The 23,042-nt window shown below is 46.4% G+C and carries 20 protein-coding genes; 12 read left to right on the top strand and 8 right to left on the bottom strand.

Annotated elements, in window-relative coordinates; translation table 11 throughout:
* The first annotated feature begins 19 nt into the window (after nucleotides 1–19).
* From xseA to ON05_RS18565, 7 genes are all read left to right on the top strand, one after another.
* Nucleotides 20–1,276: an exodeoxyribonuclease VII large subunit gene (gene xseA, locus ON05_RS18595; RefSeq protein WP_010472590.1), complete on the top strand. Its 1,257-nt coding sequence runs from the start codon at nucleotides 20–22 to the stop codon at nucleotides 1,274–1,276.
* Entirely contained in the window at nucleotides 1,266–1,520 is a 255-nt protein-coding gene (gene xseB / locus ON05_RS18590; protein ID WP_010472588.1) for an exodeoxyribonuclease VII small subunit, read from the top strand. The genes xseA and xseB overlap by 11 nt, the downstream gene beginning before the upstream one ends.
* A gap of 122 nt (nucleotides 1,521–1,642) precedes the next feature.
* Entirely contained in the window at nucleotides 1,643–3,085 is a 1,443-nt protein-coding gene (locus tag ON05_RS18585; RefSeq protein ID WP_010472586.1) for an MFS transporter, read from the top strand.
* Nucleotides 3,086–3,406: 321 nt separating this feature from the next.
* Nucleotides 3,407–3,763 carry a hypothetical protein gene (locus tag ON05_RS18580; protein ID WP_029315148.1) on the top strand — a complete coding sequence of 119 codons (357 nt, stop codon included), beginning with the start codon at nucleotides 3,407–3,409 and terminating at the stop codon, nucleotides 3,761–3,763.
* 79 nt (nucleotides 3,764–3,842) lie between these two features.
* The gene (locus ON05_RS18575; protein WP_010472580.1) at nucleotides 3,843–4,061 is read left to right on the top strand and encodes a hypothetical protein; all 219 of its coding nucleotides are present in this window, start codon (nucleotides 3,843–3,845) and stop codon (nucleotides 4,059–4,061) included.
* 10 nt (nucleotides 4,062–4,071) lie between these two features.
* Nucleotides 4,072–4,992: a cobalamin-binding protein gene (locus ON05_RS18570; protein ID WP_010472578.1), complete on the top strand. Its 921-nt coding sequence runs from the start codon at nucleotides 4,072–4,074 to the stop codon at nucleotides 4,990–4,992.
* A gap of 4 nt (nucleotides 4,993–4,996) precedes the next feature.
* On the top strand, nucleotides 4,997–6,610 hold the full coding sequence (locus ON05_RS18565) for a serine/threonine protein kinase (protein ID WP_262561954.1): 1,614 nt from the start codon (nucleotides 4,997–4,999) through the stop codon (nucleotides 6,608–6,610).
* A 154-nt stretch (nucleotides 6,611–6,764) separates the two neighbouring features.
* On the opposite strand, the gene ON05_RS18560 is transcribed toward ON05_RS18565, so the two are convergent.
* From ON05_RS18560 to gatC, 4 genes are all read right to left on the bottom strand, one after another.
* Nucleotides 6,765–7,592: a sulfotransferase domain-containing protein gene (locus ON05_RS18560; protein ID WP_029315146.1), complete on the bottom strand. Its 828-nt coding sequence runs from the start codon at nucleotides 7,590–7,592 to the stop codon at nucleotides 6,765–6,767.
* Nucleotides 7,593–8,341: 749 nt separating this feature from the next.
* Nucleotides 8,342–9,010, bottom strand: a complete 669-nt coding sequence (locus ON05_RS18555) for a bifunctional 2-polyprenyl-6-hydroxyphenol methylase/3-demethylubiquinol 3-O-methyltransferase UbiG (protein WP_010472572.1) — start codon at nucleotides 9,008–9,010, stop codon at nucleotides 8,342–8,344.
* 57 nt (nucleotides 9,011–9,067) lie between these two features.
* Complete coding sequence (locus ON05_RS18550; protein ID WP_010472570.1) at nucleotides 9,068–10,252, bottom strand: NAD(P)H-quinone oxidoreductase subunit H; 1,185 nt, start codon at nucleotides 10,250–10,252, stop codon at nucleotides 9,068–9,070.
* A gap of 193 nt (nucleotides 10,253–10,445) precedes the next feature.
* Entirely contained in the window at nucleotides 10,446–10,736 is a 291-nt protein-coding gene (gatC, locus tag ON05_RS18545) for an Asp-tRNA(Asn)/Glu-tRNA(Gln) amidotransferase subunit GatC (RefSeq protein ID WP_010472567.1), read from the bottom strand.
* A 683-nt stretch (nucleotides 10,737–11,419) separates the two neighbouring features.
* Here gatC and ON05_RS18540 point away from each other — a divergent pair.
* A complete protein-coding gene (locus tag ON05_RS18540) occupies nucleotides 11,420–11,989 on the top strand; it encodes a CAP domain-containing protein (protein ID WP_010472564.1) in 570 nt (189 codons plus the stop codon).
* 91 nt (nucleotides 11,990–12,080) lie between these two features.
* Nucleotides 12,081–12,848, top strand: coding sequence for an HAD family hydrolase (locus tag ON05_RS18535; RefSeq protein ID WP_010472561.1), 768 nt, complete (start codon nucleotides 12,081–12,083; stop codon nucleotides 12,846–12,848).
* Here ON05_RS18535 and ON05_RS18530 read toward each other — a convergent pair.
* The 3 genes from ON05_RS18530 to ON05_RS18520 form a co-directional block, all read right to left on the bottom strand.
* A complete protein-coding gene (locus tag ON05_RS18530) occupies nucleotides 12,841–15,249 on the bottom strand; it encodes an EAL domain-containing protein (protein WP_010472559.1) in 2,409 nt (802 codons plus the stop codon). The two genes, ON05_RS18535 and ON05_RS18530, sit on opposite strands and share 8 nt — an antisense overlap.
* 98 nt (nucleotides 15,250–15,347) lie before the next feature.
* A protein-coding gene (locus ON05_RS18525; protein ID WP_262561952.1) for an ISAs1 family transposase occupies nucleotides 15,348–16,435 on the bottom strand; the annotation gives its coding sequence in 2 pieces (ribosomal slippage) (nucleotides 15,348–15,517 and nucleotides 15,517–16,435; 1,089 coding nt in all).
* Nucleotides 16,436–16,453: 18 nt separating this feature from the next.
* Nucleotides 16,454–16,825: a hypothetical protein gene (locus ON05_RS18520; protein WP_262561951.1), complete on the bottom strand. Its 372-nt coding sequence runs from the start codon at nucleotides 16,823–16,825 to the stop codon at nucleotides 16,454–16,456.
* Nucleotides 16,826–17,454: 629 nt separating this feature from the next.
* On the opposite strand from ON05_RS18520, the gene ON05_RS18515 reads away from it, so the two are divergent.
* A complete protein-coding gene (locus ON05_RS18515) occupies nucleotides 17,455–17,706 on the top strand; it encodes a hypothetical protein (RefSeq protein WP_010471234.1) in 252 nt (83 codons plus the stop codon).
* A 19-nt stretch (nucleotides 17,707–17,725) separates the two neighbouring features.
* A complete protein-coding gene (locus tag ON05_RS18510; protein ID WP_010471236.1) occupies nucleotides 17,726–18,904 on the top strand; it encodes a murein transglycosylase A in 1,179 nt (392 codons plus the stop codon).
* 5 nt (nucleotides 18,905–18,909) lie between these two features.
* Here ON05_RS18510 and cbiB read toward each other — a convergent pair whose 3' ends face one another.
* Nucleotides 18,910–19,929, bottom strand: coding sequence for an adenosylcobinamide-phosphate synthase CbiB (gene cbiB, locus ON05_RS18505; protein WP_010471238.1), 1,020 nt, complete (start codon nucleotides 19,927–19,929; stop codon nucleotides 18,910–18,912).
* A 781-nt stretch (nucleotides 19,930–20,710) separates the two neighbouring features.
* On the opposite strand from cbiB, the gene ON05_RS18500 reads away from it, so the two are divergent.
* Complete coding sequence (locus ON05_RS18500; protein ID WP_029315080.1) at nucleotides 20,711–21,619, top strand: Tfp pilus assembly protein FimT/FimU; 909 nt, start codon at nucleotides 20,711–20,713, stop codon at nucleotides 21,617–21,619.
* The last annotated feature ends 1,423 nt before the right edge of the window (nucleotides 21,620–23,042 follow it).

The raw sequence follows: 23,042 nt of genomic DNA, 5'->3' as shown, positions 1-23,042 counted from the left end.
TCTGAACGAGAAACCTGCAATGACATCGTATCAGCCCAATTTATTAGTTCCACCGGAAGTGTTGTCCGTTAAAGGGTTAACGGATTATATTCAGGCGCTACTGGAAGATGATTCATATTTAGTCCAAGTTTGGGTCGAAGGCGAGGTCTCCAGTGCAGCCCGGCATCGCAGTGGCTTCTTCTTTACCCTCCAAGATCAGCAGGAAGCTGCCTCTATTCACTGTGTGATTTGGAATAGCTACTGTGACCAGCTCGTCATCGAACCAGAGGTGGGTGAGCAGATTCTGGCGTTAGGCCGTATTCGGGTGTACCCCCAACGGGGCCAATATCAGCTGATGGCCTGGCAATTATTTCCCGCCGGGGAAGGATTACGCTCCCTGCGCTACCAGCAGCTCCGAGACCGCTTAACCCGCGAGGGCCTATTCGACCCTCTCCAAAAACAAGCCCTCCCAACCTATCCCCAAACGGTTGGGGTGGTCACCTCCCATCAAGCTGCGGCTTGGGGTGATATTAAACGCACGCTGAAGGCCCAGCATCCCGGGTTAAAAGTGCTATTCTCCCCAACCAAAGTACAGGGTAAACAAGCGCCAGAAGCAATCGTGCTAGCCATTGAACGGGTGATTAAAGACGGTAGAGCCGAGGTCTTGATTGTGGCCCGAGGCGGAGGCGCAACCGAAGACTTAGCTTGTTTCAATGATGAGCGGGTGGTGCGGGCCATTGCAGAGTGCCCCATTCCAGTCATTTCTGGCATTGGGCATCAGCGAGATGAGACCCTAGCTGATCTGGTGGCCGATGTATGTGCCCATACACCGACAGCCGCCGCTGAGTGCATTCCCCGTCTAACAGACTGGCAAACAGACTATCGCAATTGTATTGCCCGACTCTACATTATTCTCACGCGCCAGCTCGATGTTGCCCATGAGCATTTGCTGTATCAAAAAACGCGCCTACGGCGGCTGCAGATAGATCGTCAGTTTGAACGGGAACAGGTGTTGCGATCGCGGCTGCAAAACCACCTTCTCCACGCCATTAAACATCGATTAGGACAGGCTCAGCAGCATCAACAGCTTTTACAGCAACAGCTCACTTCTCTAGACCCCACCCAAGTGCTTAAACGAGGATATGCCCTCGTCCAAACCACCGACCAGCAAATTGTCCGTAGTACACAACAGCTACAAGTCGATCAAGAACTCAAGGTAGAGTTAGCAGAAGGCCACTTTACTGCTCGCGTCACGGCATTGCAGTCTTCACCCCAGGAAGCGGATCATGAAAGGTAACAACGATACATCGGCGGCTCCAAACGGAGTTGAACTTCCTCAAGACTGGCGGTATGAAGAGACGATTCGCGAAGTCGAAACCATCATTACGGAAATTGAGACGGGGCAGTTAGATTTAGCCGATGTTTTTGAGCGCTTTGCAGCCGCGATTACTTATCTGCGTCAATGTGAAGCCTTCTTGGCAGATCGACAAGGCCAAATGGAACTTCTGATCGAAGAACTGGGAGATGAGACCGAGTTTTAAGCCATCCAGCAGCTCAAAGCAGGCCACTCTCCAGAGCCGTTCGCATGAGATTTTGATGAGAAGTTATGGCAATTGACAAAGAGTAGGGCACAATTGGAGGTCATAGATGATCTTGTAACACCATGAATGACCCCATATCTCCCGATTCTGGAAAATTAAGTTTCAAGACCAAGTTAGCCTATGGTGCTGGAGATATGGGACCCGGAATTACCGCGACCCTCCTGGTTTTTTCGCTACTCTTTTTTCTCACCAATGTTGCGGGTCTCAGGCCAGGACTAGCAGGAATCGTTCTCTTGGTTGGCAAAATTAGCGATGCCATCAATGATCCCATCATTGGTGTCTTAAGCGATCGGACGAAATCCCGATGGGGACGCCGTCATTCCTGGATGCTGTGGGGATCTATCCCTTTTGGTTTATTTTTTGTCTTGCAGTGGGTTGTTCCTCATTTTTCAGCCAATGCTGAGATCAACCAATGGGCCTTATTTGCCTACTACACCATGATTGCTGTGTTTTTTAACATCGCATTCACAGCCGTCAATTTACCCTATACAGCCCTGACTCCCGAATTAACCCAAGACTATAACGAGCGAACCAGTCTGAATAGTTTTCGATTTGCCTTCTCCATTAGTGGAAGTATTCTGGCTCTAGCGATTGCTTCTCTTAGCGCTAACTGGTTTGAGAATCCCAGTCAGCAATATTTTGCCATTGGCCTTGGCTGTGCAGTTCTATCCGTCTTACCCCTCTATTGGTGTGTTTGGGGCACAGAAGAACGCTATACCTCAGAAACTGCAGAACAGATTCCCATGCTGGAACAAGTGAAAATTGCCTTGTCCAATCGTCCGTTTTTATTCGTGATTGGCATTTATCTCTGTTCTTGGCTAGCCTTTCAGCTAACGGCTGCCATCATTCCCTATTACGTCACCAGCTGGATGAAGCAGGATGCTTATTTTCAGGTTGCTCTGCTGGTTCAGGTCGTCGCCATCATTATGTTGTTTGTCTGGAGCAGTATTAGCGAGAGAATCGGCAAACGCATGGTCTATTTCATGGGCATGTCCCTCTGGATTATTGCCCAAAGTGGCCTATTCTTCCTCCAGCCCGGTCAAATTGTCGGCCTATATGTCCTGAGTATGATGGCTGGCGTTGGGGTCGCCACCGCCTATTTGATTCCATGGTCCATGCTGCCAGATGTGATTGAGCTAGATGAGCTCAAAACAGGCAAACGCCGGGAAGGCATTTTCTATGCCTTTATGGTTTTCCTGCAAAAGTTAGGACTTGCTTTGGGCCTCTTTTTAGTCGGCCTGGCCTTGGAAAGCTCTGGGTTTATCTCACCTACCCCCGGTGAAGCCCTGCCAATCCAGCCGGATTCGGCCTTACTGGCGATTCGAATTGCCATTGGACCGCTCCCCACCTTAATTCTATTGGTTGGTCTGCTACTCGCTTATTTCTATCCCATTTCTCGGGAAGTCCATGCTGAAATCTTGTTGAAACTACGAGAGCGACGTTTGGGACTAGAGAACACGACCCATCACGCCCCTCCTCAAATGGATGTGCTAGATGAACAGTAGTTCTTACTCTTAAGACAAAATTTGATCCAAACAACCGTATATATACGGAGATTACGGAAGGCCTCTAATTCCTGAAGCTGGACGTCGTTTTGAGCGCAATTTTTGCGCCATAGAATTCAGTAGTTTTACGATGCCAAGCCTCGGTAGGAACTGCGACATTAGACCCATGGCTATCTTAAGTGATTAAACCTCACTTGCACTCAGAGATAGTCTCACTTGCACTCAGGGATAGTTATTCTTCACTGGGGATAACTATCCTTCCCTAATTTTGCTTCAAATCCATCAGCCCCAATGACAACCTGCACTTTCGAGGAGGCTTCCGTGCTCGATACCCAGACACCATCCTGCTCAACCATACGGAATCGCTACGTTGAACTCGCCCATGCAGCCCATCATGATCTCGGGTGTCTTTGTCTAGGGTCAACCTATGACGAGTATTATTCCATCGTCTCTTTATATCCAGACATGGGAGCAACTCTAGATCGGGGCGTATTGGCAGAAGCGTTAATTCAAGGTGAGCCTCCTGAACGAGCCTGTGCTCTGATTGCTCAAAGTCCCTATGTGCAGTCCCAACTCCATACCCACAATCAGGCTTTTCATGTGGTGTCTGCCTACGGAATGCCTTTAATAAATACCTACTCCCAGGTTTATCGCGCCCAACAGCAGCAGGCCGCTTAACTTAAGGACGACAAATTAGCAGCAATTGATCCAGGGAGTCGCGTTACCATTACAGTAGTAACCCGAATGAGACACAGAGATGTTTTTGGACGAATTAACGCCCCTGTTTCAAGAATTTGTGAGTAAACCCGTTGCCTTTATGGGAGGGTTTGCTTCAGGTCTTTTCCGCCTAGATCTCAATGACGATCCCGTCAAAAGTTGGTTGGATCAAAAGAGGGGACCTCACAATGATTCTGACCCTACCGATAACCCTCCTCAGTCTAATAGTGGCGGACCTCAGTCGATCACGATTGAGTAAGCACACCTGAATGTCACGGTCAGACCTGCGGATTGTTTCTCTAATCCCGAGTGGGACAGAAATCGTAGCGGCTTTGGGATGCGGTAGCCATTTAGTGGGCCGCTCCCATGAATGTGACTATCCAGAACAGGTGCAAACTCTCCCGGTTTGCACGGTCGCCAATCTCAATGCCGAACAGCCCAGCCGGGATATCCATAATCAAGTCATGGAGCTGTTGCAGTCGGCCCTCGGCATTTATCGTTTAGATTTAGAGCAGCTCCAACAGCTTAAGCCAACCCATATTGTCACCCAAGCTCAATGCGACGTCTGCGCAGTGAGTCTAGCGGAGGTTGAGCAGGCCCTCATACAGATTACAGACCAAACCACCCAGGTGATTTCCCTACAGCCCAGTCTGTTAGCCCATGTTTGGCAGGATATGGAACGAGTTGCTACTGCCCTAGGATGCGACAGCCAATCGATCCTTCAGCAGCTCCAGGCACGCATTAAAGCCTGTCAGCAGCGCCAAAACATTGAGCATCGCCCCACCATTGCCTGTATTGAATGGACCGACCCACTGATGATTGCAGGAAACTGGGTCCCCGAACTGGTGAATCTGGCCGGAGGCGATCCCTGTCTAGGAACAATTGGTCAACATTCGAGCTGGCTAACTTGGGAACAACTGCTTGCGGCCAATCCAGATATGATTATCTGCATGCCCTGTGGCTTTAATCTGCAGCAAACAGCCCAGGCGACTCAAGAGCTGGCCCAACAGCCCCAATGGCAGCAGCTACAGGCCGTACAAAACCAGCAAGTATATCTTACGGATGGCAATCAATATTTCAATCGCCCCGGCCCTCGACTCGTGGATTCTATGGAACTTTTAGCGGAGATATTTCATCCCCATATCTTTCCTCCCCGTTATGCTGGGCATGGATGGCTAAAGTTTCACTAAAAACATGATTGGGCAAACGTTAGATGGGCGCTATCGCATCATACAGTCTCTGGGGGTAGGGGGCTTTGGGCAAACCTATATTGCTGAGGATACAAGACGCCCCGGCAATCCCTCCTGTGTCGTTAAATTGCTACAGCCTGCCAGCAGCGACCCAGAGTTTTTAGAAGTGGCTCGCCGCCTATTTCGCAGTGAAGCTGAAACCTTAGAACAGTTGGGCCATCACCATCAAGTTCCCCGACTGCTCGCCTTTTTTGAGCAAGATCAAGACTTTTTCCTAGTCCAAGAACTGATTGAGGGAGCCCCGCTCACAGATGAGCTGGTTCTAGGGGAAAAGTGGCCCGAATCCCAAGTCAAATCCTTGCTGTCCGAAGTTTTAGAAGTCTTGGACTTTATCCATAGCCAAGGGGTGATTCATCGCGATATCAAACCCGAAAATATTATCCGTCGTCGAGCCGATCAGAAGCTGGTCTTGGTCGATTTTGGGTCTGTCAAGCAGGTCCGTAACCAAGGCTTAGTCACCAATCCACAAACCAATATCACCGTGGTTGTGGGCACTCCCGGATATATGGCCAGTGAGCAAAGTCAAGGAAAACCCCGTGCCAACAGCGACCTGTATTCTCTAGGGATTATTGGTATTCAAGCCCTGACTGGCAGGCCCCCCTCCCAATTTCAAGAAGATGTCGATGGTGAACTGATTTGGCGAGATCAGGCGGCGGTGAGTGATGCATTAGCCCAGGTCCTCACTCAAATGGTGCGCCCGTATTTTAAGTTGCGCTATCAAACCGCTGCTGATGCGTTACAAGCCCTCCATCAGACCCCTGATCAAACAGCCGTACAGTTCTCGCCTAAGCCCTTCACGCCTCCCCTAGAGTCAGCAACATCGGCCCTAGAGCCCACCCAAGTGGTTGCTTCACCGACGCCTGCCCGTCCACCACAGCGCCCATCCCCACCTGTCGCAAAATCATCTGGCTGTGCCCCCTGGGTGTTCGGCTTTGGCGCGATGGCCTTGGTCATGGGTCTAGGCATGGTCGGCCTTACCTACTGGGGGGTGACGGACGAGCTATTCCCGTTTCTTCAACCCGAAGTTGCCAATGTTGATAATGGTGCAGCGCTCTTAGAGCAGGCCCAACAAGAAGCCCGACAGTCTGGAGATTTAGATGCAGCCATTGCGATCGCAACCCAGATTCCCAGCAACAGCGACAGCGCCGAAGCAGCCCAAACCCAAATCCAGACCTGGCAAACGGCATGGCAACAACAACAAGACCTATTCAATCGCGCCAAAACGGCCTTTGATGCCAAACGATGGCACGTTGCCCGAGACTTGGCGTTTAAGTTGCCCCAAAATCCTTATTGGGATAGGCGAGCAGATCCCATTTACTTCGCTGCTAAGCGCAAAATCACTGACTTAGAGCGCCCTACACCCACTCCGACCCCAACCCCCACGGAACCCCCTGAACCCACATTAGAGCCGAGCCCCAGCCCAGACCCTACCCAGCCAGAAGAACCGACTCTCAGCCCTAGCCCAGAACCCTCACCGATACAATCTCCCGTCGTGATACCTGTGCCACTACCAACCCCTACCTCTCCTAGTTCTGCACCTAACGAAGATCCTCCATAAGAACAGTAGTTTGGGACACAGCCCAATCCCACCCAGAATCATCGCGTTGCCCAGGCAAATACTATTCTTTTCCAAACCGGAACAAGAACGAGCTGGTCACGAGCTTGGACTCACCTCGCCATCTATGACAGATGAGTTCAGCCTAATGCTGAATCTACATTGTAGTCATCAGACTACGTTCCACTTGGGGTTTCCAGGTAACATTGAGCATTTGCTGATACTGCCGTAGCTCAGTGACGGTACTGGGTCGCAATTCAACTTCGCCATGTCCCACTCCGCCTTTTCTCAGCTCTTGGGAATGGGTCACGGACTTGAGTTTGCGAATCGATTGGTTGTCAATAATCTGATCTAGATCAATATTGCTCCGGGGAATACGACAAAAATCCAAAATATTGGCCAGCATCTGATGGGGGTACTGAAATAAGTGTTCGTATTCCACCAACAAGATGTCCTTATAGTGACGCGTCTGTTGAATATGCTTGGCCCAGCCGTCTACGGCATTCAGGCAAAACTCATCAATAGAAAGATCTACCACCCAAGGAAATTGCTGTAAGAGGCTCGGAGAATTGGAAACGAAGTGATGCCAGGAGACCAATGTATCCACAGGGTTCCGAAATAAATAGACCGTCTTATGTTTTCGTGCATCTCTATGCTCATGGCTTTTAACAATGCGGTGGCAGACCTCATCATAACGGTGCAAACAGGGTGGTTTGATACTTTGCGTATAAATCGACGGGACCACTGTTTCAAAAGGAATATCAGATTGAATGGAAGATGGGTATTGTTGAGCTTCCAAAATCGAGTTAGCTAGCAATCGTCTCAGCCATGTATTGCCAGATCTGGGATAAGACAAAAGAACAATATCTTTCGCTTCTCTATAGGTTCTATTCTCTCTCAGCAAATCATGATCTGGCTGAAGTGCATAGATATGAGAAGGATGAAAACGTCGATCAATTTTATTCAGTATACGTGTTATTTTCATAGCACTTACAACGAGAAAATTGTATTTACTGGCTGTTTAATCAAGATTATTATTTTCAATGCCCATTTAAATTCTGAACACAAAACCATTGCTATCCTGAGGAGAGAAAGCACAAAAGAAAAGGTTCAATCCTAATGTATACATAGGTTAAACCTGATTTAAGATGTGATTATAAATAATCTATACAGATCAATATCTTGAGCAAAATAGAATCAACAGATAGAAGGAAATTATATTTTTAATATAGTAAGACAAGGGGCTGAAATAATTTGTAGTCATAATCACTCTTTATTTGTATTAATTGATACAAATAAAATTATTTAATCAACTTGATAAAAATCTCTTTTTATATTCAAACTTATTTGGATAATTGATTAAATTGGCTCAACCCATTTACTTTAATAGGCTTCCTCTAATGGAATAACTTTAAGTCTCGTTTTTCTGTTGCAGTAGAAATAAATTTAGCGTCTTATTATGTCCGTACAGGACTCGAAATCAATATCATGAGTGCATGACATTTCCATCACCCGCCAGAACCATAGCCCTGGGTATATGAATACTGGAGCCACTTGCGATCGCACATGGATATTCCGTTCTAAAAGATCAACATAGTGATGCGATTACAAAGAATCTAGGCAGTCACAGGCCATACCTGTGCCACTACCTCAGTTCTTCCTGATGAGATGCTCTATCCCTTTGATTGCCTATCCAAGCTGCAATACTATCCTGCTCAGTATGCGCTGAATGGCCTAGGGGGTTAACGCATATGACAACACCATTCTCCGAGCATCAGGATAACGATCTATCGCAACATTCACCTGGAATTCAGAAAATATAGCTGAGATGTCTGCATCCGAGAAGAAATGCTTGATGACGGTATAGGTGGCATCATCCTTCAAATACCGTGATTGTAGATGATTGCCTTCAGCATCGTACTGGCCTGTCCAAGATTGAGCACCCGGAAGCTGATCGCAAAACACCACTTGGCCATGCACATGCTGATGCAAGCCACACAAAAAATCTCGCATTCTTGACATCGGCACATGAGCCAACCAATCTACCGCGAGGACAACCTCAAAATCACAAGGGAGATTGGCGAGCTGATAAGCATCAGCCTGCTGATACTGAACTTTGTCAGGGGGAAGTTGCTTAAGGGCCGCCTGATCCAACGTACTTGAGTTGTAATCCGTGGCTAAAACAGAGTGGGTGCAATCATAAATCTGTTCCGTCCAAAAACCAGGGCCACAGGCTATCTCTAGCACTCGTTTGCCCGCCACCAACTGCCTGAGGCGCTCAATGACATCGGCTAATTGAGCCACCCCTTCAGGCTGGTCATAGCCCATAGAGACATCATACTCAGCAGCACGATGGTGATAATACGTCTGCATCTCTTGAATCCGTTTAGATGCGTTAGACATCGGATCACCCTCCACTCAGCCAGAAGCCTCTTGCGATGGAAAGTTAAGCAGCCGTCCTTAGCGATCGACGGATCCCATAATCACGTCAATACTACCCAGAATCGCCACAATATCAGCAACCTTCATGCCTTTGAGCAACTGGGGCAAGACCTGCAAATTGTTGAAATCAGGGGCGCGAATCTTCCATCGCCAAGGGAAGACATTCTCATCGCCAATTAGATAAATGCCAAGTTCACCTTTACCCGTTTCGACTCTGGCATAGAGTTCACCCTCTGGAATTTTGAAGGTGGGGGCAAGCTTCTTACCCAAGAACTGATATTCAAAGGAGTTCCACTCTGATTTGCGGCCTTCCATCATCCGCTTGGCTTCCAAGTTTTCGTAGGGGCCGCCGGGTAGATGTTCAAGGGCTTGCTTAATAATTTTGACGGATTCTCGCATTTCGCGAATCCGCAGATAATAGCGGGCTAGGCAATCTCCTTTGGTTTCCCACTGGACTTCCCAATCGAAGTCGTCATAGCATTCGTAATGATCAACCCGACGCAGATCCCACTTAACGCCTGATCCTCGCAGCATCGGCCCCGATAACCCCCAATTAATCGCATCTTCGCGGCTAATGGTACCCACACCATCAAGACGTCGGATAAAAATGGGGTTGTTCGTAATCAGACGCTCATACTCATCGACTTTGGGCAGAAAGTAATCACAAAAGTCTAGGCATTTGGAGACCCAACCATAGGTGAGGTCAGCCGCAACACCGCCCATACGGAAGTAGTTGTTATTGATGAAGCGCATGCCACTTACGGCTTCAAACAAGTCGTAAATCATTTCCCGTTCCCGGAAAATGTAAAAGAAGGGGGTTTGGGCTCCCACGTCTGCGAGGAAGGGACCCAACCAAAGCAGGTGATTGGCAATCCGATTCAATTCCAGCATAATCACGCGGATGTAGCTGGCACGTTTGGGCACCTTGATATCGGCTAAGCGTTCGGGCGCATTGACCGTGATGGCTTCGTTAAACATGCCTGCCGCATAATCCCAGCGGCTGACATAGGGAACGAACATGATGTTGGAGCGACTCTCGGCAATTTTTTCCATGCCGCGGTGCAAATAGCCAATCACCGGTTCGCAATCGACGACATTCTCACCATCTAGGGTCACCATAAGTCTCAGAACCCCGTGCATGGAAGGGTGCTGAGGGCCCATGTTAATGACCATGGGTTCGGTGCGGGTTTCAATGGTTGGCATATTGCGTAACGGTTCCTTCTGAGAAAACGACTACAACCCAAAAATGGTGGAGCCTGCTGATTTGTAACCGACATCACTCACTAGAGGCAGTCTAGGAGAAGTATGTCCTTATCTATGGTACAGATCTCTAATCCAGGAATTCAAATATTTTTGTGAGAAAGGGCAACGATTCGGAAGTCCACCCGCTGGCCAATCAACCTTCACCCATGATTTTGGGCACTTTGAAATACTCATCTTCCTGGGCTGGTGCACAGGCCAGAATAGACTCTCGATCATCATAGGGAGTCAGATTATCAACGCGGGTGACATTGCTAACGTCAATGGCTCGGGTGGTTGGCTCGACCTCCGCCACATCTAGCTCGCTCAGTTGCTCAAAATAGTCGAGGATATCCCCTAACTGAGTGGTGAACTGTTCTGATTCAGCATCCGTGAGGGATAGGCGGGCCAAATGGGCGACTTTATCGACTTCTGCACGCTCCAGCATGAAGGCATCTCCTGTGTAATGCTAGCTGTGACTTCTACTTCTATAAGAGTGTCCCACAGCGAATGGCAGTTAACTCACTTCATCTTAGCGTGACGCAAATATAGACTACATCAATCACTTCGTCGATATACAGCCTAGATCTGCAGTGTTTACGAGATCACTGACAGCCTTAAGCCTTCAGGGAGCCATACCTCACACATTACGGTTATTTTTAGCAAGAAATAGAGAACTAATTTGTTATTTCAACAAATTGAATAGCCTCAAACCAATAGTGTTATCTCCTATACAATTTTAAATTTTATCCTGATAACTAAGGTTGAGATGGATGACCCTAAGCAGCTGTCAGTTAATTTATTTTAGTCCTGCAAATTAAATTATTTTTATATGTTCAAATAGAAAGCCAAAATGTCTACCCTAAGGGTAAGACAGGCTCTTATCAACTAATTTCTGAGTATCGCAATTGTAGACTGATCACTTCTAAAATCAGTCGGTTATTCCCTATGGGCATCTATCGGTTTTTCTAGTCAGAATTACCGAGTTCTTCACTTATTGGTGTCAAAGTTATACGCAAGTTGGACAAAAAGTCTGGCTTACAAAGACACGATCGCAAACATGAACTTGCCATACTCATTTCATTAGCCAGATCGTTGCCTGTTTTTGTCTATTCCGGGGGGAATCAATTCATGCACATCAATCAGGGGCATCAGGCTTGCCATTGGCCTATTGCGAGGCGATGGGGCTGGTCTCTCAGCTTGGCCTTAGGCCTTAGCCTTATTGCAACGCCAAGTTTATCCCAAACCCTACATACGCCATCTTTAGGCACCAGTGCCTCAACTCTACCTGCTCAATCCAGCACCATCGCTCAGATGGAGACTGAGGTCTTACAACGGATCAATCAAAAACGCCAACATCAAGGTTTACCGGCCTTACAACTCAATCCCAGATTGTCCTTAGTGGCCCGTTCCCATAGCCAGCAAATGGCTCAATATAACTTTTACAGCCATATTGATCCCCAGGGTCGCAACCATCGCCGTCGAGTCGAGGCGTTAGGATTGCGGGCATATCTCATTGGTGAAAATCTGATGAAATGTATTCGATCTTCAGATCCTGTCGGTTTATCCGTCGAAAGCTGGATGAGAAGTCCCGGCCATCGTAAAAATATTTTGCTACCGGAAATGCAGGAGACAGGTGTAGGCATTTGGCGTAAGGGACAAACCTACTATGTCACGCAAATCTATATGGAGCCCAAATAGAGCCAAACGGGCACTCGTCTTATACCTATTTATTCGGCGATATCCTACCTATTATTTGATAGGTTGAAGAAGATGATTTGCGATCGCACCCTTGTCTCTCCAAGCCCTCATTTTTGATGTAGACGGCACCCTGGCGAACACCGAGCGGGATGGACATCGTGTGGCTTTCAACCAAGCCTTCGCAGAGGCCGGATTAGAGTGGCACTGGTCCGTGGAGCAATATGGACAGCTTCTACAAGTAGCGGGGGGCAAAGAGCGCATTCGTCATTATATCCAGCACTTTTGCCCGGATTGGCAGCAGCCCCACGATTTGCAGGGCTTTATTGCCGACCTGCATGCAGCTAAAAATAGCCATTACCAGGCCTTGCTCAGCCAGGGTACAATTCCGCTGCGGCCTGGGGTTGAACGATTGCTGCGGGACGCGAGAGTGGAGGGAATACGGCTTGCGATCGCAACCACCAGCGACCTCCCCAATGTCATCACTCTCCTAGAACAGACCTTGGACAAAACTAGCCTGAGCTGGTTCGAAACCATTGCCGCAGGAGATATGGTCCCAGCCAAAAAGCCAGCTCCCGATATTTACCACTATGCACTCAACCAACTCGCCTTAGAACCAACGGATTGCCTGGTCTTTGAAGATTCCCAAGTCGGTTGTCAGGCCGCCTGTGCTGCTGGATGCCGTCCCATTATTACCGTCAATGACTATACCCAACATCAAGACTTTGCTGGGGCATTACTCGTGATCAATCATCTCGGCAGTCCAGATCAACCCTGCACATATCTGGCTGGTGACAGCGGAGGGGCTGACTATTTGACCATCCCTGTCTTGACCACGCTGTGGGAAAAATCCGTCAGCTAGCCATCACCTGATTGGGAGCCATTAACGGCTCGGGCTTGCCGATGCCATAACCTTGGGCATAGTCCACGCCAATAATGCGCAATTGTTCTAAAATCTGCTCATTCTCAACAAATTCAGCAATCGTCTTCATACCTCGCTTATGGGCTAGCTCATTAATCAAATAAATAATTTCGCGATCGCTTTCTACGACAGCAATATTCTTGATCAAACTGCCATCGATTTTGAGATAGTCTACCGGAAGACTCTTCAAATAGCTTAGGGACGACACGCCACTGCCAAAGTCATCTAGGGCAAACTTCACCCCAATCTCCTTTAAAGGCTCAATAAACCGCAAGGCTTGATCGAGCTGAGCAATAGTGGCTGTTTCTGTAATCTCGATGCAAATATTGCTGGGTGGGACACTCGATTGAGTAATAAGTGCAATCACCTTGGCGGTGGCCCGATCGTCATTAATGCTCGCGCCTGAAAGATTGATGGAAACCATCTCATCCTCTAAGCCACATTGATAATACTGATTGAGGGTGTTTTCTAGCACCCAGTTATCAATCAGGGCAATCACCCCATAGCGTTCTGCAGCAGGGATAAATAATCCAGGGCCAATAATATTGTTTTTGCCATCTCTCAATCGCAACAGAATTTCATAATGGCGATGCAAAGAGGTCGGTTGGCGAATACTCTGAATGGGCTGCTTGACTAAGAACAAACGGTCTTCCTCAATGGCCTGGGGAATATCGGCAATATGCGCCATTTGCAGTTGGAAGTGGTCCAGCTCGCGATCGTTTTGATTGGCAACATAAACTCGCCCGCGCCCTGCATCCTTGGCCTTATAACAGGCTAGATCAGCTCGACTTAACAGTTCTTCGGCTGAATAGCTTGCATCCGTAAAGGCGACAATCCCCACACTGACCCCTACTCTAAATTGACTATCTCGCCATTGAAAGCGGAAATTCTGGACTTGGGTCACCAACTTTTCGCAGAAGGCCTGCGCTTCTTCCAAGGTGCAATCTTGCATCAATAATCCAAATTCATCTCCACCCAATCGTCCCAGGACATCATCTGGTCGCAGCGCTTGTTTAAGGAGGTGTGCCAAGTCTGTGAGTAATTGATCACCGACGATGTGCCCTGCGGTATCGTTCACCAATTTGAATTGGTCCAGATCCAAGTAGCACAACACATACTGAGTGTCGTCTTCTTTCGCAAGATTGACCGATTCCTGTAACCGACTATCAAACTCAGACCGATTCAACAAGTTAGTTAAACTGTCATAGGCTGCTTGATACGCAATTTTTTTGGTTAGAAAATACTCTTCTGTAATATCCCGCTGAATACCGCGATACCCTTGAAACAGTTGAGCATCATCCACAATAGGCTTGCCATTCAGCTTAAAAATTCGCATCTCTTGGTTGTCTTCTTTGGCAAAGAAGATAAAGTCGCGAATCGGACGACGCCAGTGCAGAATCGTTTCTAGACGCTTGGTATTAAATTCAAAAATCTCTTCATCTGCAAACACATCCGTTAAAGGCGAACCAAGAACCTGAGAGGATATGGCTGATGTTTGGTGGCCTTGAAGATCGGACACATAGGATAGATTTAGGTTGATATCCAGTTCCCAAAAGGTATTGGCACCCACTTCGGCTAAATCTCGATAGCGTTTTTCATTCTCCCGTAGGGTTTTCTCGACTTGTGCCCGTCTGCGTAGGACCTCCACGAGCAAGGCAATAATCACCAAGGAACTGGAACAGACGCCGATGACGACCCATACCGCACTTTGATACTGTTCATAAAATGAGGGTTGGCGATATCGAATCGTACTGCCAGCAGGTAAACGCTGAGGCTTGATCTGAAAACGTTCTAATTCTCTTGCATCGAATACCCACAAGTTGGTTGATTCTGCAATCGGCTCTAAGTCAGCTGGATTCGTTCCATCTAGAATTTGATCCACCAATTGTACGGCCTGGTCCGCATGAGCGCCTCCTTCCAGGACCTTGCCACCAATCGCTCCTGCCCCCACGCGCATAGAGGTCTCTGTGAAGATGGGATTAGGCACTTTAGACTTTAAGATTTGCGTATCGGCCTCAAAGTTAATCAACTCTCCATCTTTTTTATTGAGACGGAGTTGCCCCAGGGGCACCACTGGCCAAGTCGGGGGATAAGCGGATAACCTTTGGGGTAATTCTTGAGGGGTAACATCGCTAATAATTTGGATCGTCTTAGGGATATTGGGGACTTTTTTTAAGGCATCAATGCGTTTGACGTTGGCTTGTCCGGTTTCGGTGGAATCATTAATGATAATTAAGCCATCAGTACCCGTCAGCTGCTTGGCTGCCTGCACTGTTTCAGCCAGGCTATGTTTTTCAAATACGCCCGTCAATCCAGGAATCTTGTAGAGTTCGGGTTGCACATGATTAATCCCTAAAAACACCATCGGTATCTTTGGGAAATATTGATCTCGAAATTGTAGGATTAATTTGAGGCCCGGATCATCCGACCAGGGCTGTTTTAAGTTAGCAGCGAAAAAATAATATCGACCCGATTAGCCAGCTTAGTCATCGCGGTTTTGAGGGATTGATAGTCGTTTAGCCGCAGGATATTAATCCCAATAGTTCTAAGCACTGACCAATTGAGCAGTGCTTGTTCATCTTCGAGTCGATAATCATCTTCGCCAAAACAACATCCTTCGGCCAATGCAACCGATTTTCAATGCCCCAATGTTCTCGGACCAGAGATTGCCAATGCTGGGGTGAGGTGGCAGCTGAACTGATGTAATAGGCCGTATTGTGATACTCCTTTCCTTTGCGAGTGCCCCATCGTTGGACACAAAGCACAGAGCGAATTGCCTCCCATTCTTGTAGGGCTATGCCGACAGGCTCATAAACCTGTATACACCGATGTTCATCTCGTCCTCTACTTTGGGCGGAGTGGATGTGCTCAGCCATGGGTTTAAGACACTCAAAGTAAGTCTGGAGGTGGTCGTAAAGTCTTCCCTGATTGGATTTGACCGCCACAAGATAGTCGTTACCCGAGGCCACAATCTTCTCAAGTGTTTTTTGGGCGTGTAAGGCATCCATGGTAATCAGCAAGCCATCGAGTTGAAGGGTTTCCAACAGTGCCTGCACGACTTTGATTTCGCTATTATCCTCCTGAGTGAGGGCTTCGAGCTTGAGGGTGATGCCTGCTTCCACCGCAAATAAACTCACCAACCCTACAAAACGCTGCTTCCCCTTGGCATCTGTCAGCCCCTGACGAATCCGTTTGCCATCAATGGAGGCTGCATAATTATCGGGAGAGTGAGTCTGGGCTTTCGAGAGCATCCATGCTTCAAATTGGTGGCTCAACGCTTGGAAGTCAAGCCCCTTCATCACTCGACGAAAGGTACAGTGAGACGGAACTTCGAGGCTCTCAAGCCCCAATAGCTCACTTAAAGGCTGGCGATAATCGCTCACAAAGGTTTCTAACGGACGGTACCCTTGATATCCAGCAAGCATGCCCATCACCATCAATAGCAACAGCAGCCATAACGGATGAATACGGCCATGGGCACTGCGGAAATCCGGGACTTGCTTCAAAGTATCGATTAGATGGCTCATCGGTCTCTCTACTGTTGGTCAGTAGAACCATCCTATTTTTTCTAGGAGTAACGTAAAACAACCCTGATCATCCGACACCATTAGGGCATCTATGGGTATGTTTTGATATTTTTTTTGAATCAACGCTAGAAAGTTTTGAGAATGTTCTAGCGCTGGCAGACGTTTGCTATCTAGATATTCATGGAAAACTTTTGCATCTGGCCGATGTTTTTGAAAAGATTGGTCAATCCCCTGTTTAACTTGATCCGTCCAAGACAGTTCTGGGTGATAAGAATGGATCACTAAAATATTCTCTTCTGCGATAGCATTCGGCATTGCCGCTAGAAAGCCAACAGCAAGGGATGGCACAATTGCTATCTTCCACAGCCAGCCATACCTTTTATGGTCCATATTGCTTTGCTGACCTGAATTAGAACGGTTGAAACTGGCCGCTGAGATTCTTAATATCCTCAGGATTAGATCAGTTTTTACCATCGATTGACACACATTATCAGCACAGGGAACTTTTTTTATTTTAACGAATAAATTAGTATTTTCGTAAATGGTATAACATCCGCTCAGCTGAGCTCAATCAATACTTAGAGCTAATTTCGATATTCATCTCAGTACATGGATGTTCGCAGATACTTAACCTTTAACGAGAAAACTTTTGCATAAAGTTTTAATTCATAAATACATTAAAAATTCATGGGCTTTTTATTAGATATTACCTCCATAACCCCCCAGTATTCCCTACTTTATCGACCGATGAACAGTGCCAAATTTCAGATAAGAGTGATCATGCGGTCACTCTTAGTCAACCTTGAGCTAGATCAATCCCGCCCTCTAAAACTATTCCCATAATATGAAAAGTTCATATCTGTCTATCACTCAGACATCTGCAGCGACCTATGAGGAGGAGGTTTACTCTAGCTCCTACCCGTTGTTGAAATCGGTTTGGACAATAAGTTCTTGCAATTCGTTATGTTTGCGCTAGTTTTTGTCCATAATTAGCTCGGAGTACATCACAACACCCAACAATGCCAAGAACTGCCAACGAATATGCGGTCCACCTGTTTATCGAAGGGGGCCACAAAGAAGAGGTTCGGTTTGCAACCATTCAAGAATTTCAGCAGTGGTACAGCAACGAGCTAGTTCCCAAGTCTGACTCCAAGGAATTCATTAACGTCCCCATCAAAAATATCCAGGGGGAGTATATGGTGATCCGGCCCTCTAGTATTACGGCCATTCGTGTGGAACCTGTTTTCTTATCTAGCGTCGACCGTTATTAAGTTCTGATGGTTTGACTGCATGTTTTTTCTGACTCTGCCTTTGCTTTTGGGGTGTACCGCTGCCACCACGCCGCTCACGGCGGCAACACCCCCGGTGGACCCTCTACCCTTAACGGTCGTTTCTACAGATCAACTACCCAAGGGTTTAGCAAAGGACCAACAGTTATGGAAAAAAGTCAATGGTCAGAAAGGTGACTATAAAGCGTTACTGACAGCGATTGATCATAGCTTGGAGTACTTAGGGACTGACAAAGCCCAGAAGGATTACCAAGACTACAAAGTTCCAGGGATTACCCGCGATCGCGTTTCCCGTAGCCTGCGTCGGTTTCGCCAGTTGGTGGTGCAAGCGAAGTCTCCAAAAGCACTCGAAACAGCGGTCAAGCGTGAGTTTCAGTTTTATCAATCCATCGGCAATGACCAAAAGGGTAATGTCGATTTTACGGGATATTACGAAGCGACCTATCCCGCAAGCCGCCAACCCACCGCCGAGTTTCGCTATCCCCTATATCAAGCTCCAGCAGATTTAAAGCAATGGCCTAAGCCCCATCCCACCCGAGCAGAGCTAGAGGGGTCGGATGGTTTGCAAGCTTCTCAAGGGCCGTTGAAGGGATTGGAGTTGGTATGGCTGCGCGATCGCATCCAGGCATTCCTCGTGCAAGTCCAAGGATCCGCCCGCCTCGGATTAACAGATGGCACAGAAATGACTGTCGGTTACGCTGGCAAAACCGCTCATCCCTACACCAGTATCGGTAAAGCTTTAATTGCCGATGGCAAATTCACTCTAGAGGAATTGAGTCTTCCCGTCGTCCTCCAGTACTTCGAAGAGAATCCTCAAGATTTAGATCTCTACATTCCCAAAAACAAAAGCTTTGTTTTCTTTCAGGAAACCTTTGGCTCACCTCCCATGGGCAATCTAAATGTCCCCGTCACCGATGAGCGGTCCATTGCTACGGATAAATCGCTGATGCCCCCGGGTGCACTGGCGCTGATTCAAACCAACTTGCCCTACTACAATGCCAGCCAGACGTTGGAATTCAAAGATGTCAGTCGATTTGTGCTGGATCACGATACGGGCAGCGCCATCAAGGGTCCAGGCCGGGTAGATATTTTTATGGGGACTGGGGCAAAAGCAAAAGAACGGGCAGGAGTCATGACAGGATCCGGGCAGCTCTATTATTTACTGCTCAAAGACAACTGATACCATTAGCCCCAGGACAAAGGGGTTGGCATTGTCAACCAAGTGAAGGCCACTGCCAATCCCAACCACATCAAAAAGCAATTGCGGGTCAGGCGAATCGCCACCTCGATATGCTTCTCAGTAATTCGTTGCAGGGGATTGCCCAGCAGCGGCTTCAACTTAGCCACACCCCGGTACCAATTTTGTCCCCCCAACTGCACACCCAAAATGGCAGCATAGGCACATTCACTCCAACCTGAGTTAGGGCTAGGGTCCTTACGAGCATCTCGCCAACCGATCACCCAGACAGACTTGAGTTTTCCCGATAACAACCCCACCGTCAGCACCATCAATCGACAAGGGAACCAGGTCAAAACATCATCAAGACGCGCACTAAACCAACCCAGATCAGTGTAAGGGGCCGTGCGATACCCAATCATAGAATCCAATGTACTAACTGCCTTGTAGAACAATGCCACAGGCACAGGCCCTACTCCAGGAATGGCAAGGCCGACTAGGGCATAAAACAAAGGAGCCATCACACCATCCGTGGCATTCTCTGCAATAGTCTCCAGTAAAGCTCTTAAGATATCTTGCTCTGCTAAGGTATCTGTGTCTCTTCCGACATAGCGACGCAGCCGCGATCTCGCCACCGTTAAATCCGCTTGTCCTAACGGTTTGAGAACATCAACGGCTGCATCATGTAAACTACGTCCTGCAAAACAACTGGCGAGTAAAATAACTTCTAATCCCAAACTCACCGGCCAAGCCCACCGATCTAACCCATAAAACAGTAGCCAGCTGCCCAAGCTCACACTACAGACCAGGGCAATCGTCAAATGTATACCCGCTATCCGCAGTTGCCACGGTTCATTCCACCACCGCAATGCTCCCTTGGTATAGCGCTGAACGATCCAGCCCATCATTTGCACAGGATGAGGACACCACCAAGGATCTCCAATGGCAAAATCAAGCACTGCTGCACTGATCAGCACCATGATGGCTAACGGCTGGTCAAAAGCTACTCCAGTATCAAAATTGATCACTGGCTTGCCAGTTCTAGCAAAACTAAACTTGTCTGCGTTTGCCCCAGGTTTAATCTGATATTCATCACAGTCTAACTACAAGGCACTGAAAAAGCTCCAATACTCCGCTGTTTGTGTGGTTTGAGAGCTGCTGAAGCAAAACTCTTTTGCACTGGAGACAAGTTTCATAAGATACACGATACCGATGCCCCCTGCAAATTGCCTCTATCATTTGGCCGTAATTCTTATATAAGCTCTTTTGAGAGTAAAACTGCAAGCGAGCCTTGAAATCCTCTAAGAGGTTATTTACAAATTAAATTTAAACACTAGGCTAAAGACTAAGGTGATTTCTATCAAAGACTTTACCAACATTGATTGAATAACATTTCATTCAGTAAGAATCTCAGTTAAATTGCCTGGTAAATTCTTTCTCAGAGATCGCCTAATCGGCAAAGGTTTCGCGGAATAAATAGTTGTTATAAATATATGCTCAAATTTAAAACTGCTAGTTCTGTTTCACAGCATGGGTTTTGAGGTGATTTCATCTCCACTCCAAGAATAAGCTCTGAAGAGCGGTTTCATTGATATACACAATTAGCACAAAAATAACCCTTTAGCACAATATATCTCAGGCAGATTTTATTTAATTGTGTGAGACTTTATCATTTATTTTTTAGATTGTCATCATATTTTATACGTAAAAATAATTTTTTTAATTACTTGTCAGATTCCACCAATTAATTGTCAATACTTTAAGTATCACCTACTTGCAAGTTTGAAAATTAAGTATTGAGTACCCGTCATGAACTACCACACCTCTGTCTACAAATTATATTCCCGTGCTACTAAGTTCCCAAAATCATCTAACACCGAAGCTGGCATTAGCATGGTTGAGGTCATGGCGGTACTCGCTATCACAGGTCTCGTAGCTGCTTTTTCTGTACGGGGCATTGGCTCAATTGGCCAGAATCCTGTTCAAGACTCTGCCTCTCGTGTATCAGCAAATTTAAAGATGGCCCGTTCTAAGGCTATGTTCAAAACTGCTGCCTATCGAGTTAAACCAATTTCTAGCTCAAGCACAGAAATGATTGTTGAGAAGGCAAATTCTTGCGATGCACCATCTGGATCTTGGGAAACAGAATCCAGTTTTGTGAGTGAGGATTTAACCCTTGAAAATGGAGTAGCAATTACTGAGGCTACTGAAAATAGTGGTTCCAATACTGCTAATTGGAGTGTTTGCTTTGACAGTCGAGGGAGTGCAGATAAAAACCTGAAGCTGACATTAGCAAATAATCAGAAACAAGCGGAAGTTGAAATTTTTAGAGGGGGGACAATTGCCATGAGCAAAGATGCGTCTCTCGGTACAACAACGGTTGCTAGTGCAACAACCTCTACTCTGTCTTCGAGTAGTAGTTCTAGCAGCTCCAGCAGCTCTAGTACTGCTAGCAGCTCCAGCAGCTCTAGTACTACTAGCAGCTCCAGCAGCTCTAGTACTGCTAGTAACCCCAGCAGCTCTAGTATTGCTAGTAACCCCAGCAGTTCCGGCAAGGATAAGAAGGCCAACTGTACTAATAGCCTAGGCGAAAAGACAAACTGCAGTATCAATAGCAACCCCAACAACCAAAGCAGCGATAACAGCTACAATTACCATGGGAGCTATGAGAATTGGGAGACCCAATTCTCGGATAAAAACAAGAACAAGAACAAGTAGTAGGATCTAAAATCTCTTGTTGCTAGATCTTATTTTGCTAAAGCAATAATACTTCTACAGTGACATACAATATTTGCTAAGCAGTACTCGCTATGCAAAGAGTATAAAAAAGAATCGATAGAACTGATTTTTATAAGTGTTCTATCGATTCTTTTCTTTGCAAAAAGCATGTAATATCTTAGGCTAAAAAGATTTAAAAAATTTCTCTTAACTACCTCGTATAAGAGCATTTACATAGTAGTAAACAGCCACTCATTATGCCTAAAAAGTACAGTTTTCAACCCCAACAATATTCAACTTAGAATGCCATAAAAGCAGATATTTAGCTCTCTTCAGAAGTAGAGATTAATCAGAGTAATCAGTGGGTCAATCGAAACTATCAAGCATATCGGTATGGTTTAGTTTTGTTGCCTCAATCCCATAAGCAATGCCCCTAAGATATGGACAATGTTCTCTTAAGCAATGATAAATCTATGAGACTCCTTGCCAGTAGAATATTTAAGCGGGTACCACACGAAAAGTTCTAGAAGTCTTTCTGGATTTAGATGTGATAGTCTTAGCACACCTTAAGAAAGCAGTGCCAAGATATAGCTCTACCGATATACTGGTGCAAGTGTGGAAGTCTCAAGATTATTAAGTAGGAAAAGGATCGATTCATGCAACAATGCTAGTAGGCAACCAAGCGCATTGAAGCTCAGCTAGATTACGCAATATAAATATGACTCTGCCTATGAGAAGGCCAAGCTGTTATATCTTTCTCATTCGTCATTTTAGATCAATAAAACTTGGAATACCAAACTTACATTTTGGGTGAATTCCAACATTAATTCTCTCAATACAGTAGTAAAGTCAGGATTAACAGCTATCCTTAAATTGTTACACAACTTGATAGCAGACAGTGAATTAGTTTGCTGCCGACAAAACAGAGAGATATTGGATTCACTAGATTGAATATCTAGAAAACTTTGCAAGCAATAGCTTTAAGTTCTTGTTCGGTAAAATCTATACATAGCAATGGTAAATGCTGGTATTAATCCAGTCTAGAGTGCAACATGTTTACTTCTATTCTGAGATATTTACAAACAATTGCATATGGTATGATACCTCAATTATTAGCGAAAAAGATGAATATTTAGGGTAAATACTTCGATTAAAGAAGGTTCCATAGCTAATCTCTAAGTATTAGAATTTACTTTATAACCAAAAGTCGAAGTCAATTCTGGCCTGGCTTATATATTAATACTCCAACCACTATTCTAGGATTTTTAAATCAATGCCATTATTGATTTTCCAGAAAAGCAGATTATTGTCAGATAGTACAATTACAATCTGATTTTAATCAGTTAGCGAACAATCAATACTCCACTTTCTCTATATACCCTGACATACTAAAAATCTAAAGATTTATAAGATCTTTGATAGA

The organism is Acaryochloris sp. CCMEE 5410 (assembly GCF_000238775.2).
In the GTDB taxonomy this organism is placed as follows: domain Bacteria; phylum Cyanobacteriota; class Cyanobacteriia; order Thermosynechococcales; family Thermosynechococcaceae; genus Acaryochloris.
The sequence above is the reverse complement of the archived record's forward strand: the minus strand, read 5'-3'. Positions and strand labels throughout refer to the sequence as shown.